The sequence below is a fragment of the Sharpea porci genome (assembly GCF_009695655.1).
Taxonomy (GTDB): domain Bacteria; phylum Bacillota_I; class Bacilli_A; order Erysipelotrichales; family Coprobacillaceae; genus Sharpea; species Sharpea porci.
In genome coordinates this window covers 1-15,877 of sequence record NZ_VUNM01000010.1, presented here as the reverse complement: position 1 = coordinate 15,877, position 15,877 = coordinate 1, and the positions used below count along the sequence as shown (strand labels likewise).

General features: G+C 32.9%; 12 protein-coding genes and 1 pseudogene. 5 read left to right on the top strand and 8 right to left on the bottom strand.

The window, feature by feature from the left end; translation table 11 throughout:
* Positions 1–294 precede the first annotated feature (294 nt).
* On the bottom strand, positions 295–414 hold the full coding sequence (locus FYJ79_RS12830; RefSeq protein WP_154515421.1) for a helix-turn-helix domain-containing protein: 120 nt from the start codon (positions 412–414) through the stop codon (positions 295–297).
* A gap of 165 nt (positions 415–579) precedes the next feature.
* On the opposite strand from FYJ79_RS12830, the pseudogene FYJ79_RS12875 reads away from it, so the two are divergent.
* Positions 580–1,320: pseudogene (locus FYJ79_RS12875) on the top strand (transposase).
* 46 nt (positions 1,321–1,366) lie between these two features.
* Here FYJ79_RS12875 and FYJ79_RS05985 read toward each other — a convergent pair.
* The 6 genes from FYJ79_RS05985 to FYJ79_RS05960 all read right to left on the bottom strand — a co-directional run bounded on the left by FYJ79_RS05985 (position 1,367) and on the right by FYJ79_RS05960 (position 7,968).
* On the bottom strand, positions 1,367–2,227 hold the full coding sequence (locus FYJ79_RS05985; RefSeq protein WP_154515418.1) for a YitT family protein: 861 nt from the start codon (positions 2,225–2,227) through the stop codon (positions 1,367–1,369).
* A complete protein-coding gene (locus FYJ79_RS05980; protein WP_154515415.1) occupies positions 2,215–3,111 on the bottom strand; it encodes an AEC family transporter in 897 nt (298 codons plus the stop codon). The genes FYJ79_RS05985 and FYJ79_RS05980 overlap by 13 nt, the downstream gene beginning before the upstream one ends.
* Position 3,112: 1 nt before the next feature.
* Positions 3,113–4,228, bottom strand: coding sequence for a M20/M25/M40 family metallo-hydrolase (locus FYJ79_RS05975; protein WP_154515412.1), 1,116 nt, complete (start codon positions 4,226–4,228; stop codon positions 3,113–3,115).
* 30 nt (positions 4,229–4,258) lie between these two features.
* Entirely contained in the window at positions 4,259–5,545 is a 1,287-nt protein-coding gene (locus FYJ79_RS05970; protein ID WP_229771346.1) for a PTS sugar transporter subunit IIC, read from the bottom strand.
* Between the two features lie 9 nt (positions 5,546–5,554).
* A complete protein-coding gene (locus tag FYJ79_RS05965) occupies positions 5,555–6,961 on the bottom strand; it encodes a 6-phospho-beta-glucosidase (protein ID WP_154515409.1) in 1,407 nt (468 codons plus the stop codon).
* 113 nt (positions 6,962–7,074) lie between these two features.
* Entirely contained in the window at positions 7,075–7,968 is an 894-nt protein-coding gene (locus FYJ79_RS05960; protein ID WP_154515406.1) for a MurR/RpiR family transcriptional regulator, read from the bottom strand.
* Positions 7,969–8,282: 314 nt separating this feature from the next.
* Here FYJ79_RS05960 and FYJ79_RS05950 point away from each other — a divergent pair, with 314 nt between their 5' ends.
* A complete protein-coding gene (locus FYJ79_RS05950) occupies positions 8,283–9,068 on the top strand; it encodes an ATP-grasp domain-containing protein (protein WP_154515403.1) in 786 nt (261 codons plus the stop codon).
* Positions 9,069–10,185: 1,117 nt separating this feature from the next.
* On the top strand, positions 10,186–11,073 hold the full coding sequence (locus tag FYJ79_RS05945; protein WP_154515400.1) for an ADP-ribosylglycohydrolase family protein: 888 nt from the start codon (positions 10,186–10,188) through the stop codon (positions 11,071–11,073).
* 198 nt (positions 11,074–11,271) lie between these two features.
* On the opposite strand, the gene treR is transcribed toward FYJ79_RS05945, so the two are convergent.
* A complete protein-coding gene (gene treR, locus FYJ79_RS05940) occupies positions 11,272–11,997 on the bottom strand; it encodes a trehalose operon repressor (protein WP_326803435.1) in 726 nt (241 codons plus the stop codon).
* A gap of 156 nt (positions 11,998–12,153) precedes the next feature.
* On the opposite strand from treR, the gene treP reads away from it, so the two are divergent.
* Both treP and treC read left to right on the top strand, forming a co-directional pair.
* Positions 12,154–14,091: a PTS system trehalose-specific EIIBC component gene (treP, locus tag FYJ79_RS05935; RefSeq protein ID WP_154515397.1), complete on the top strand. Its 1,938-nt coding sequence runs from the start codon at positions 12,154–12,156 to the stop codon at positions 14,089–14,091.
* An 8-nt stretch (positions 14,092–14,099) separates the two neighbouring features.
* Positions 14,100–15,725: an alpha,alpha-phosphotrehalase gene (treC, locus tag FYJ79_RS05930; RefSeq protein ID WP_154515380.1), complete on the top strand. Its 1,626-nt coding sequence runs from the start codon at positions 14,100–14,102 to the stop codon at positions 15,723–15,725.
* Positions 15,726–15,877: the final 152 nt, after the last annotated feature.

Below are 15,877 nucleotides of genomic sequence, written 5' to 3'. Positions count from 1 at the left end.
GACCCCTGTCAAGTAGACAGTGGAAATATCCAAAACAACTACCAAGCAAGGTCAATTAGATTTGGCCTTGTTTTTTTATTGTTGTGCTTGCTCCTGGAGTTTTCCTTTGCTCTTCTCAACTTTTTCGTCGTTGATCCAAATGTAAACCTGTTGAGTACTTACTGACGGTTTAGTTGGATGATATTTTTTAAATTTGTAGACACATGTCTCAATCGAGTTGACTCTCCAGTCATAATTTTTGAGAAGATAATCGATAAAGTCTTTATATTTAACATGAATATTAGGTATTGATTTCTATTTATGAACATTATTGAGATATCTGGAAACAGTAGAATGAGAGATATTGAGACGCCTTCCAATCTCTCTCATCGAGCAGTGAAGTTGGTATAAAATATCAATTAGTGCTTTTTTCATCTAAATGTTAATAATTCATATGGGAGCTCCTTTTCGTCTGGTGAGCTCCTTTATTGTATCGATAAATTATTATAATAAGTGCAACAGCCTATAAGAATAAAAGAAGTCCATGGGTTCAATGATAAAATGTGAGTGACAAAACAAACATTTATCAAGGAGAATCCCATGAACTACAACCATCTTAACATAAATGAGAGAACAATCATATCTTTACTTTCTTCTTCTGACGTATCGATTCGTGAAATAGCGAAGCAGCTTGGAAGAAGTCCGAGTACGATTTCCAGAGAATTGAAACGAAGCCAAACAAATGAACGAGATTCCCGGTATATCCCTTCGAAAGCCCAGGAAATATATCAAAACAGAAAACATCATTGTGGCAGAAAATATATTTCCTGTGAGGATACGCTATCTTACGTGAAATCCAGAATAGAAGATCACTGGTCGCCTGAACAAATCGCAGATAGAAAAACAGCACACAAAGTTCCTTCCACATCAACGATCTAAAGAATGATTCACCAGAAAAGGCTTGGTCCTGTCACAATGGCACGTCTAAGAAGAAAAGGAAACTTTACAAGACCAGCCGAAATTGTCAGCCAGGCTATCATCAAAGCATTAAGAGATTTTCCCGAAGACATGGTCAAGATGATAACGTTCGACCGCGGAAAAGAATTCGCCGGTTATGAGGATATAGAAAATGCGCTACATTGCAGTACCTGCTTCTGCAATCCATACTGTGCCAGGCAAAAAGGAACAAATGAGAACACCAATGGACCTATCACTTGCCGATGAAGATGAGCTAAAGCATAATCTTGAACTGATGAATAATCGGCCACGAAAATGCCTTGGCTATAAGACCCAAATGAAGTAATGAACGAAATAGACTCACATACATCGTGTTGCACTTAATTTGACAATTCATCAAAAGAAAAAAGCAATCTTTCAATTGCCTTAATCAATCAATCGGTGGACGATAAAAACCACCAAAAAAATTTTCAGTTTTTATAACATTAACAATAATATGAGGATCTACTGTTTTCATTAACTCTACAATATCTAAAACCTCATAGCTAGAAACAACTGTATGTAATAAATACATCTTTTCATGACTATATCCTCCAATAGCTTCAACACATGATATTCCATGTCGATAATTTTTAATATATTTATTCATCACAGCTTGTGCTTTTTTTGTTGTTACCTGTAAAGTAACACGTTCATAACGATGATAAAATGAATCTATTGTTCTAGTAGAAATAAATTGAAATAAAATAGAATATCCCGCATGGATCCAACCAAACAGAAATCCAAAAATCAATAATATAATTGAATTAAATATAAAAACATAGCTCCAAATCGATTTCCCTTTTTTATTAGAAATATATAATGCAATAAAATCTGTTCCTCCTGTTGAGGCATTCATTTTTAAAACACCTGCCGTCATCAATCCATAAAGAGTTCCACCAAAAATCACATTCAACAAAGTATCATCAAAAAAAGGTGGAAAATGAATTATTTTTAAAAAGAAACTTGCTAGAAAAACTTCTAATAAAGAAAAGAATGTAAACCTTGGACTAATACTTTTGTAACATAAGATAGCTACTGGTACATTTAATACAATCATTCCTAAAGAAGTAGAAAATGAGAAATGAAAATAAGTTGATGTAATTTTTTCAATCAATATCGAAACTCCTGTAAATCCACTTGACAATAAATTAGCAGGTTGAATAAATACTTTAATAACATATGCCTGTATAAAAGCACATAAAATAACAGTTATCAATGTTAATAAATATTTTTTATTTAAATGAAACATAGAGCCACCACCGGTATTGTTATAATTGATAACAAAGTTGATAGAAAAACTGTTTTTGCTGCTAAAAATTCATTTTGGTGATATCTTTTCGCAAAGATAACAGCACCATTAGCTACAGGCATCGCTAAAATAATTATCGTCATTGCTTGAATCATTGTATCTTTGATAAAAAAATGAACTAACGGTGAAAAAATCATTGGAATGAGTAAATCAATGAATATTGTAAATAAATAAGTCTTTTTATCGAGAAATATTTCCATGATAGGATATTTAGAAAGCGTTGCTCCAATAATAATCATTGCCAATGGTGTTGTCATATTGCCTATCAATTGAATAGGCTGTGACAATGTTTCAGGTAATGATATTGAAAAAATATATAATAACACTGCAATCAATGAAGCAATAATTCCTGGTGTAATGAGTTTTTTTATTTGAAATGATTTATTATTTGACATAATCATCACACCTAAAGTAAACAATGATAGGTTAAAAGGCATATTAATTAAAGCTGTCAATAAAAGCGATTGTTTACCAAATAATGATTGTAATAGAGGAAAACCAATGAAACCTACATTAGGGTAGATTATCATAAATAAATAGAGTGATTTATCTTTTAAAGAACTTATTTTCAAACATAAATATGCAAAAATAGGTAATATAATAATTAAAATAACCATTGATAAAAATAAATCTTGATAGGGAATACCATTTTTATTGGCACTTACAGATGAAATAATTAAACAAGGCATTGTTATATTTAAAACAAAACGATTCATTTTATCGATAAAGCTCTCATCAAAATCTTTCATTTTTCCTAAAATAAAACCTAAAACAATCATCATAAACAACTGTAAAATTTTATTAATTACTAAATAAACATTCATTTTAATCCCTAAAATATTCTAAAATAATATTCATCATAACTTTAAAACCTATTTTATAAGAATCTAAATCAATCCATTCATCATAAGTATGTGCTTTTTCTCCCATTAAAGTTCCAATCGTATTAGCGCATATTCCATAAGATAAAGGAATATTTGAATCTGTACCATTAGCACATTTTTCTACATCACCTAAATAATATTCTTTAATCAATTTTATATTATGATCTGTAAATTTTTCAAATTTCTCTCGATTTAATAAACCATTTCCTGGTCTTACTCCTAAAATTTCAATTTCTACATTTGAATAATGAGAAACAATTTCTTGAAATTGTTTCTCCATGATATCTAAACAGCTTTGCATAGAAGAACGATATTCATAAAGTAATGTAGCTTTAGAAGCAATTGCATTGATTGTTGTTCCACCTTCTATTTTTCCAAAATTATAAGTTGTTTTAGCTTCTTGTGGTATTTGTTGATGACTTAATTCATACATAATTTTACTTAAAGTTTCAATAGCATTTTCTTTACCAAAATCAGCATAAGAATGTCCTCCTTGACAATGAACAGTCAAACGATAACGTTTAGAACCTACAGCACTGTTTGTACACTGATTCAAATATCCATCAAAAGAAATAAATGATTTAATACGGTTTTTATACTGTTCAACAATATAGCGACACCCATTAGAATTTCCTAATCCTTCTTCACACGTATTTAAAACAAATAAAACACCTGTCTTTCCATGTAAATGATGAAGGTGAATATAATGAATCACTTGCATTAAATGAACAACATTGGCTGTATCATCTCCTACTCCTGGTCCATATAAATAATGCCCTTTTTGTGTTATTTTTAATAGCTCCCTATCAGCAAAAACAACATCAAGATGACCACAAAATACCGCAATATCTTGATTCTCATCAAACATCTTAATCACTACATTATTCATCTTATCGATTTTTGCATCAATGCCTCTTTCTTCAAACCACTGTTTACAGAATCGAGCTCTTTTTTCTTCATGATAAGAAGGGGCTGGAATAGCTGCTAACTGTTTTAAAAGTTCTACAGAATACTTATTTTCTTTTTCAACATAATCTTCTTCGTATTTATATAACATTTTTTTCCCCCTATATTAAAGAAAAGGCAATTATGCCTTTTCAATAGATTCTTTTTTAACTTCTTGTTTATCTACCATTTTAAAGAATGGATAATAAATAGCCATAGAGATAAGTAATAATACAATTTGTAATAGAGCTCCTCTTATACCACATAAAATGAAACCTGAAATAATTGGTGGTGTTGTCCAAGGAACTTCAACCCCAATACTTACTGGGACTAATCCAATATATGTAGAAGCATAAGTGACAATCGCCATTGTAATATTAGCAATCACAAATGGAATAGCCATAATTGGATTTAAAACAATTGGCATACCAAAAATCAGTGGTTCATTAATATTAAATAATGAAGGAATTAATGATAATTTACCCAAAGCTTTATATCTAGATGATTTAGCAGTAAAAACAATCACAAGTGCTAATCCTAAAGTAGCTGCAGTTCCTCCTAATTTAACAAAATTAGCAATAAATTGATAATTGACAATATGTGTAGCAGCCTTTCCAAGTTCAATTGCCGCAGCGTTTTCAGCAGATAATGATCTCCAAATAGGATTCATTACTGAAGAAACAATACTTGATCCATGTAAACCAAAAATCCATAAAATTGATTCTATTAATAAAACTAAAATTGTAGCTGGTAATGTACTACCAATAGATTGCAATGGTTGTTGTAACATTGTAAAAATGAAATTTTGTGCGCTTTTGAAACTTGTCATTTCAAAACCAATTCTTACAAAGTTAAAAACAATAAAGATAATAGCTACTGGAATTAAAGCTTCAAATGGTTTAGCCACATTTTTAGGTACTGCATCCGGTAATTTAATTGTCCATCCTTTTTGAACAACAAATCTAAAGATTTCTACTGCTAAACAAGTTGTAATAATTGCTAAAAATAATCCTGATGCACTAAAATTATCAAGGGGTAACCCTTTTAATCCATCTTCTGTTACTAAAACAGGTGTTAACATGAAGATAGCAATAAATGATATAACTACTGACTCTCTTGTATCTACTTTATAAAACTGTGCAAGAGAGCGCGCAATTCCTACAACTACATAAATAGACATGATTCCATAACTCATACGATAAGGAACCATAAATATTTGACTCCAATTTTTCCCTAAAAGTCCTGTCATAAATTCACTATAACCATTAATAGGAATACTTGTAAAAAGTAAGAATAAAGAACCAACAATAATAACTGGCATTACGCCAAAGAAACCTTCTTTAATCGCATTTAAATAACGATTTGTACTTATTTTAGATGCAAATGGCATCAATTTTTCACCCATTTTATCTAAAAAACTATTCATCATTTTCTCCTCCTATTCAAATTTTGTTTGTCCATTGGTTTCAATTACTTTCTTATACCAATAAAAGGATTTCTTTCTATATCTTTTTAAACTTCCATTTCCTTGGTCATCTTTATCAACATAAATAAAACCATATCTTTTCTTCATTTCTCCTGTTCCAGCAGAAACTAAATCAATACATCCCCATGTTGTATAACCAATAACATCAACATGATCAATTTCTATAGCTTGTTTTAAAGCCTCAATGTGTTTTCCTAAAAAATCAATACGATATTGATCATCTACAGTACCATCTTCATTAAGTTGATCAACAGCCCCTAATCCATTTTCAACAACAAATAATGGTATTTGATAACGATCATATAATTCATTAAGTGCAACTCTTAATCCTAAAGGATCAATATGCCAATGCCAATCTGTAAGTTCTAAATAAGGATTACGTCCTTTAGCATTAATTGAACCATCTCTTTGATAAGAAACAATAGAAGAAAAATAATAACTAAAGCCAATAAAATCAACTGTTCCCTTCCTTAATAATTCTTCATCGCCATCATTAATAATCAATTTTCCTCCCAATTGTTCTTGTTTAGCCAAACATGTATTCGTATAAAGTCCTCTACACATCACATCTAAATAATAATGTGTAAACAACATATATTCTCTTTTAGCTATTTGATCTAGTGGTTGGCAAGTTGCTGGGTAGCTTTCTGGATATTGAACCATACAGCCAATTTTAAAATTTGGATTAATTTGGTGTCCTAAAATAACTGCTTTGGCACTTGCTACAAGCATATGATGACTTGCTTGTAAAACAGTTGATGCCTTATCTTCTCCTTCTTGAAAAAGAATACCAGCTTGATGATAAGGATTTTTCTTATTCATCGTTTCATTAATTTCATTAAAAGTCATCCAATATTTGACTTTATCTTTATAACGTTTAAAAATTGTACGACAATAATTCATATAGAAATCAATCATTTTTCTATTTCTCCATGAACCATATTTTTTAACTAAATGTAATGGTGTTTCATAATGAGAAATCGTCACCACTGGCTCTATATGATATTTTAATAATTCATCAAAAACTTGGTCATAAAATTTCAATCCAGCTTCATTCGGTTTTTCTTCATCTCCTAAAGGAAAAATACGTGTCCAATTGATAGACATTCTAAAGCATTTAAATCCCATTTCAGCAAACAATGCAATGTCTTCTTTATAATGATCATAAAATCCAGTTCCCTCATGACTTGGATAATAAGTATGAGGATGAACACTCTCATGTATTTCTCGAGGATGATCAATATTTCCTCCCGTCTCTACATCGGCAATACTTAATCCTTTTCCATCTGCAAGGTAACCACCTTCGTATTGATTAGCTGCTGTTGCCCCTCCCCATAAAAAATGATCTGATATCTTCATTTAAAAAGCCCTCCTTCTATGGTTATTAAAACATAGAAGAAAGGCTTTTATAATTGAATAGCTTTCGTTTTTAACAATGTTTAAAAATTTTGGAATTAAATGCTTTTTATTATTTAACACTGTTTAGATTCATCCATCAATATTGGATTTGAAGAATGTCTTGTACTTTCTGATTTAGATGTAAATTGTAATTTTTTATTATAATTATTTTCATAATCTAAAGAAAAATAAGAAGCATACAACAAATCCAATAAAAAATAAATAGATAAATTACTATTAAAATTTGCAATATTATGCTTTAAATTTTCTCTTGTAGAAATATATAATTTAGCATTACTCATTTGACTTAACGTATTTTCTCCAAAAGAAGTTAAACTTAAAAAAGGAATATTTTTCTTTTGACATGTTTTTGCCATATTGATAAGTGGCTTGGTTTCTCCAGAATAAGAAATAAAAATCACACAATCCCCTTTAGGAATACAATTTACTTCATAACGTTGATAATTTAAATTATTAGTAATATATACATTCTTTCCTATTTTCATCATTTTTTCTTTAAATGATTCTGCTATATTTAAAGCTGTTCCATATGAATAAATATGAATATTGTTATTATCATTTAATAATTGAACAGCTTTTTGAAATAAATCATGATGTAATAAAGATAACGTATCTTTAATTGTTTCTTCATATAAAGAGCTCATTTTATTAGCTATTTTAAAAATAGTATCTCCTGGATCAAAAGGAAAATTAGGATCAACTTTCCCAAATTGCTGATTTAAATACTCAATTTCACATAAATAAGCCTTCTTAAAATTATCAAAACCTTCAATTCCAGTTTTCTTACATAAATTTAAGACTGTTGCTGGTGACGTATAGGTTTCTTTGGCAATACTCCTTGCTGAATAATTTTTTATTTTTTCTCCTAATTGAATAATAAAATCAGCAATCACAATTTCACTTTTAGAAAAATCAACTTTATTCGTTAGTTTATCACTTAATAACATACACTCACATCCTTTTTTGATATCATAGTATATAATAAAAAAGAAAACAAAACACAGTTTTTATACAAAAAAACTTTTTGAATGATATGACCCCTGTCAAGTAGACAGTGGAAATATCCTCTCATCGCTGAAGTGGTAGGGAAGCTTCCTGTTTAGGAGCATAGGCTCCTGTATATCTTCGAAGGCTTCTTCCACTGCTTGAGTATGACGACCCTTATCTTGTGTCTCAGCCACTGTCCAAACCTGGCGGTATATTATAGAGTATGAGCAAGGGTTTGAAATGTGGCTACTGTTATGAAAAGGTGGTGATAGAAATGAAAGTATATGTAAAATGTAAATATAATTCTAACTCAGGACTTATGTTAGGTCATAGTGAAACCTTCACAAAAGCTATTTACGGTTTTAGTGAATTAGGTGCTGAAATTATTCCATATGAAAGTTTAGATGATATCTATGATGTCGTTACTAAAGAAGATATTGTTTTAGACTATATTCAACAATGTGATACTATTTTTGAAAAATTTGGTTATAAAAATGTTCATGTAGATGACTATCCTGATTGTTTGAAGAAATATTTAGGTAGAAACATTTGGCATGATACTATCAATTCTATCTCCAGTAATCCTGACAAATGGTCAGCAGGGTGGTTTGTTAAACCTGTGAAATCTAAAGTTTTTACAGGTAAAGTAATTAAATCAATTAATGATTTAATTGGTTGTGGGAACTCCCAGGAAGATTATGAAGTCATCTGCAGCGAAGCAATAGACATAAGAAAAGAATGGCGCTATTTTATATATTATGATGAAATCATTGATATTCGTCCCTATAAAGGGGATTATCATTATACATATAATCCAAAAGTGATTGATAATATCATGGAAGATTTTAGAAAATGGAAAGATAGACCAGTAGCATGTTCTATAGACGTTGGAGTTACATCAGAAAATAAAACCATATTAATTGAATGTAATGATGCATATGCATTAGGTTCATATGGATTAGTAGATTTTAGATATGCAAAATTAATATCAGCTAGATGGTCTCAAATATTAGAACGTGAAGATGAATTTGATTTTAGAAAATTCGGCATAGAAAAATAAAGTATTAAAGAGTTAGAATTATAATTTTTGATAGGGAACTTCTCTCAGTTAAATACAAATCTCGATTCAAGGAATCAATGCTATAACGAAAAAATTATCAAATAGGAAATTTGAATCATTCGATATTTATGAGAGTTGTTCCCTATCAGATTCTAATTAACAGATTCCAATTGCAATATGTTTAACGTGTTGCTTTTTTATTTACAAAGTAAATTTACCTTGTGAAAAGGAAGGTATGAAAAAGGAATAAGAGGTTCGTGAAGGATATGTATGAACAGTGTTTGTTGATACTGTTCTTTTTATATAAATTAAAACGAAAGACTATGGATCTATACAGATTAACACCAAACAACTGCAAGCGATACAACTGGCCTGCAATCATTGAGGATTAGAAAGAAAGCGGACTCATCATCAGAAGATACTGCTATGAGAACGGCATATCCGAATGTCTCTTCTACAAAATTAAGGCAATGCTTTCTGAATGCATTTATGATTGACGGTCATGAGATCTCCTGCAGCGAGGAGATGCTGACAAGAATCGTGAAGGCGCTATGATCATAGACACCAGGGAAACCAAGCACATCTGCGTATCGATAAGGCATTAGGACATGCTCAAGCAGATGAACGGATGGTAAAATACGTTATCTATTAACGAAAACGAATTAACTGTCCAAAATAATGCGACTAATCTAAAATAAGGACTTCAAATAGTCGTTGATTTTTTAAAACTGTATATAGATTATAGTGAACTACCACCTACCTTTAGATAGGTAGTAGTTCACTATATCTGAGATATTAAAATCATATTCTAATGAAGGAAAGGATTATCGATTTAATATATTTTATTATAGAGGAAAAGGTAAAAGCAAAAGGGGCTAAAACGAAATAGATTTCATTATTGAAGATAACGGGATTCTTTTCCTATCGAATATATTTAATACAAATGAAGGCCAAGTTTTTATGATTATACGGGTTCATACTCGAGGATTTAGTCATGAGTAGTTCAGCTTTAACTAATGATAGAATGAAGTACAAGTGATAAAATATAGATTCTGTTCATATAAAAGTTCATATAAAGATTTTAAAATAGATGCAGTTTCAAGGTTAGGAGATTTATATGAATAATAATCAAATAATGGGTGGTATTATGGGAGCAGTCATTGGTGATGCTCTAGGTGTACCTTATGAATTTAAAGAACGTGATAGCTTCAAAGCAACAGGTATGACATCAGGTGGTTATCATAATCAACCTTTAGGCACTTGGTCCGATGATTCTGCTTTATTGCTGGCATTAGCTGATGGATTAGGACAGGATATGGGTATACAGGAGATTGGTAATCTCTTTGTTGAGTGGCGTATGTCAGGTGCTTATACACCTGATGGTGTTGTCTTTGATATTGGGGCAACTACCAATACAGCTATTTGTAATATGGCGAATGGGATTTATCCCACTGATGCTGGATTAAAAGGTGTTCATAATAATGGTAATGGTGCCCTCATGCGTATACTCCCCATAGCTTTTAAATACTTTGATGATGATTTTAGGGAAGAAAGTGTTGAAGCTGTTGCTTCAATGACCCATGGACATAAGTTATCAGTGGATTGTTGTAAGATCTATGTAGAAATGGCTGCTGACTTGCTTCGCGGCATGGATGCTAAGGAAGCTTATCAAGACGTTTGTATAAGATTTAAGCATGGCTGTGATCGTAAGCTCAAGCCCTTTCTTTCAGGCAAACTATTCACTGCTACACGTGATCAAATTGATTCCTCAGGCTATGTCCTCAGTACACTAGAAGCAGCTGTTTGGTGTCTTCTTCATAATGATAACTACAGAGATACAGTCTTAGAAGCTGTCAATCTTGGTGATGATACAGATACAACGGCTTGTGTAGTTGGTGGGCTAGCGGGTATTCTTTATGGCTATGATGCGATTCCTGAGCATTGGCTTGAACAGCTACGTGGTCGTGACCAGGCCGAAGCTATCGCAAAAAAATTATGTCAGTAAGATAAGGCTTCTTCATGAAGCCTTTTAAGTATACGTTGATGATTAATAAGGTTTTAAAGTGCTAGTTAACTAAACTAATTTGAAAAAATGATAAAAAAGTTTAGTTAACAGGCACTTTCACAATACTTTGTGTTTGATTTCTTTCTGACTATGATGAGAAAATGATGCCCATAAGAAAAGGCTTCTTCGTGAAGCCTTTTAAACATGTTTTCTAATTGCTGTATCGGCAAAAGCAAAATAGTCAGGACGATGTCTACTGATGGTATATTCAAAGAGTTCGCTGCTAGCCGTAAAGACATGCCCTCTAATAACAGCCAAACAGTTATAGTCGTTCAGTTCAAGATTGTCCTGGTCTTGCTTTGTGACACGTTCGACAGTGAAGAGACGCTTACTTGTCGCTATATCGATATGTAATTCATTCTCAAAATAGTCATAACATGAATCCTCAACAATCTCTTTCGTAAGATCAGTAATAATTCTCTTGTTGAAATAATTGATGTCTAGGATGACAGGTTTATTATCAATACAACGTACCTTTTTAATATAGTAGAGTGGTGTACCAACTTCAAAACCACTTGTTTCAGCTAGCTTTTGATCACAAATGATATCTTCAAAAGAGATAACGTGTGTATTTGTAGTAATATTATTGCGAATCGCAGAATCTTTAAATGTCTCAATACCACCAATCAAATAGTTAGTACGATGAATAGGGCGATAAAGCGAACGTACACCTACACCATGCTGGGACTGAACATAGCCTTCAGTCGCTAACATCTTGATGGCACGTCTGACGGTATTACGTGAACAGTCATAGACTTCGATGAGCTGGTTCTCGCTTGGCAATAATTCCATATAAGGATACTCTTCTGTTTCAATCTTTTCTTTTAAATCACGATAGATATGTTCAAATTTACTCTTAGGCACAACATTACCCCCTCGTCATAACAACTATTTTACCTTCAAAATGTGAACATGCAAATAATTTTCTAAATGAAAGCGTTTTATATTGACTTGTTTAAACAAGATGTTATAATGACTGTGTTAAACATGTTTAAACAAGTATAAAAGGAGATTTAAAAGATGGGTAAGTATATTGAGGATGCCAAAGAGCTACTTACATATGTTGGCGGGCGTACAAATATCAGTGCTGTTACACACTGTATGACAAGAATGCGTTTTGTATTAGCTGATCCTGCAAAAGCTGATGTGGATAATATTGAAAAGATGGGTATTGTTAAGGGGACATTTACTCAGGCAGGTCAGTTCCAGGTTATTATTGGGAATGAAGTTAGTGATTTCTATGATGATTTTATTGCGGTTTCTGGTATTGAAGGTGTTGATAAGGCTGCAGTTAAGAAAGCAGCTAAAGCCAATCAGAATGTTTTACAGAGACTTGTTGGTACATTAGCTGAAATCTTTACACCATTACTTCCTGCTATTATTTGTGGTGGTTTAATTCTTGGTTTTAGAAATGTTATTGATTCTATTTATATGTTTGATAATGGCACTAAGACATTGGTGCAGATTTCACAGTTCTGGAATGGTGTTGATAGTTTCTTATGGTTAATTGGTGAGGCAGTCTTCCATATTGGTATTCCTTTAGGTATTTGTTGGAGTGTTATGAAGAAGATGGGGGGAACAGAAATACTTGGTATTGTGCTTGGTATTACATTAACTTCTTCTCAGTTATTAAATGCATATGCAGTTGCCTCAACACCTGCCAGCAAGATTCCTGTATGGAACTTTGGCTTTATCAAGGTGAATATGATTGGTTATCAGGCACAGGTTATTCCTGCCATGCTTGCTGCCTTTACACTTGTTTACTTAGAACGTTTCTTCAAGAAGATTACGCCTAAGGTTGTTTCTATGATTGTTGTACCATTCTGTTCATTATTACTTGCTGTCATGATGGCACACTTCGTACTTGGTCCTATTGGCTGGAAGATTGGCTCAGCCATCTCAGCAGTCATCTATGCTGGTATTACAGGCCCAGTCAAGGTTTTATTTGGTGCAGTATTTGGTACTTTCTATGCTCCTCTTGTTATTACTGGTTTACATCATATGTCCAATGCCATCGATTTACAGTTAGTTGCTGATTTCAAGGGTACAGGCTTATGGCCAATGATTGCTTTATCTAATATTGCTCAGGGTTCTGCTGTTGTAGGTATGGCAATTCTTCAAAAAAGAAATGCGAAAGCACAGGAAGTTAATATGCCTTCAGCTATCTCTTGTTATTTAGGAGTTACTGAACCAGCAATGTTTGGTGTTAACTTGAAATATCGTTTCCCATTTGTATGTGGCATGATTGGTTCTGGTATTGCTGGTATGCTATGTACATTAACGAATACAACAGCTAATGGTATTGGTGTTGGTGGTTTACCAGGTATTCTTTCTATTAAACCACAATATTGGGGATCATTCGCATTATGTATGGCTGTTGCAATTGTTGTTCCAATTGTTCTTGTCTTGATTTTAGGTAAGAAACGCTTAACTGAATCTGAAAAGGGTCTTGTTGCTGACATTGATGATGTAAAAAAAGAAGAAGAATTTACAGCTTCCTCTAAGCAAGTAGACGTATGTGGTTGTGTTGAAGGTACTGTTATTCCTCTTAAAGACGTTCATGACAAAGTATTCTCTGAAGGCTTAATGGGTGAAGGCGTTGCGATTGTACCAGATGGTGAAGAAATCAAAGCTCCATGTGATGCCAAAGTCCAGGTGATGATGGAAGAAACAGGACATGCTGTTGGCTTGAAGTTAGAAAATGGTGCTGAATTACTTATTCATATTGGACTAGATACTGTTTATATGAATGGTGAAGGCTTTGAAAACTTAGTACGTGTTGGAGATGTTGTTAAGAAGGGTACACCTTTAATCAAGTTCTCTAAAGATAAGATCAAAGCCGCTAACCATGAAGATACAGTTATGTGTATCATCACAGATAAAGGACTAGCTAAAGATACAGAACTACATACAGGTATTAAAGCAGATCTCAATACATCAATTATTACAATGAAGTAGGTGAGTATATGACTGATTTTAAAAACAAAGTCATTTATCAAATCTATCCAAAGTCATTCAAAGATACTAATCATGATGGTATTGGTGACTTAAAAGGCATTACAGAAAGCTTAGATTATTTAAAAGATCTTGGCGTAGACTATTTATGGCTCACACCCTTTGTGATATCTCCACAAAGAGATAATGGTTATGATATTGCTGATTATTATCATATCAACCCTATGTATGGTACGGATGAAGACTTAGATGAATTAATCAACGAGGCTAGTAAAAGAGATATTGGTCTTATGATGGATATGGTCTTCAACCATACTTCAACAGACCATGAATGGTTTCAAAAAGCACTACAAGGAGATCCCTATTATCAGGACTTCTATATCTTCAAAGACTCAAAAGACATCCCTAATAACTGGGTGTCTAAGTTTGGTGGACCAGCCTGGAACTATGTTCCTGAACTGAAGAAGTGGTATTTATGTCTCTTTGATAAGACACAGGCTGACCTTAACTGGGATAATCCTCATGTACGTGAAGAGCTCAAGAAAGTCATTCGTTTCTGGAAAGAAAGAGGTATTCAAGGATTTAGATTTGATGTCATCAATCTTATTTCTAAAGGAAGCTATGACAACGACTATGAAGGTGATGGACGCCGTTTCTATACGGATGGGCCACATGTCCATGAATATATCCATGAACTTGTCCATGATACAGGTATCAAAGATATGGTTACAGTTGGAGAAATGAGCTCAACATCACTTGAAGACTGCATCAAGTATTCTAATCGTGAAAGAGAAGAACTCAAGATGACATTTAGTTTCCATCATCTCAAAGTTGACTACAAAGACAACAAGAAATGGGAACTTATGAAACCGGACTATAAGAAACTTAAAGACCTCTTCAAGAACTGGCAGCTTGGTATGCAAGCAGGACATGGCTGGAATGCTTTGTTCTGGTGCAACCATGATCAGCCAAGAATTGTTTCTCGCTTTGGCGATGAAGGGAAGTACTGGAAAGAGTCTGCCAAGATGCTTGCGACAATGATTCATATGATGCAAGGGACACCATATATCTATCAAGGTGAAGAACTAGGCATGTTGAATAGTCATTATGAAGATATCTCAGAATATCGTGATGTTGAAAGTCTGAATTACTACAAGATATTGCTTGAAGCAGGACATACGAGAGAAGAAGCTCTTCATATACTCAGTGCCCGCTCACGCGATAACAGCCGTTCAGTAATGCAATGGGATGACAGCACTTATGCCGGCTTCTCAGACCATGAACCTTGGATTACTATGCCTCATACAGACAAACATATTAATGTCAAAGAAGAAATCAATGACAAGGATTCCATCCTCAATTACTATAAGCAGCTAGTCAAACTGAGACATGAACTCCCTGTCATTAGTGAAGGCACAATCAGCTTCCTTTATGATGACCGAGAAGATATCATGAGCTATCAACGTCAATATCAAGATGATGAGCTTATTGTAATCTGTAATATGTGGAATCAGGAGACAACAGTTACGCTAGATGATTGTTATATAAGCTACACAACACTTCTTTCCAATTACCCAATAACAGTAGAAAAAACACTAAAACTCCCACCTTATGCAACAATTGTATTGCGTAAATAAAAGACAATGTCAAACATTGTCTTTTTTTTGTAGTACAAGCGAAGCTTGTATCTAGTCTTTAGACAGTTGAGCGTACGTAGGACGCGAAACAATAAACCACCTGCTATGCAGGTGGATGGCAAGACAGTTATACAAAAACATCACCGTTCCTT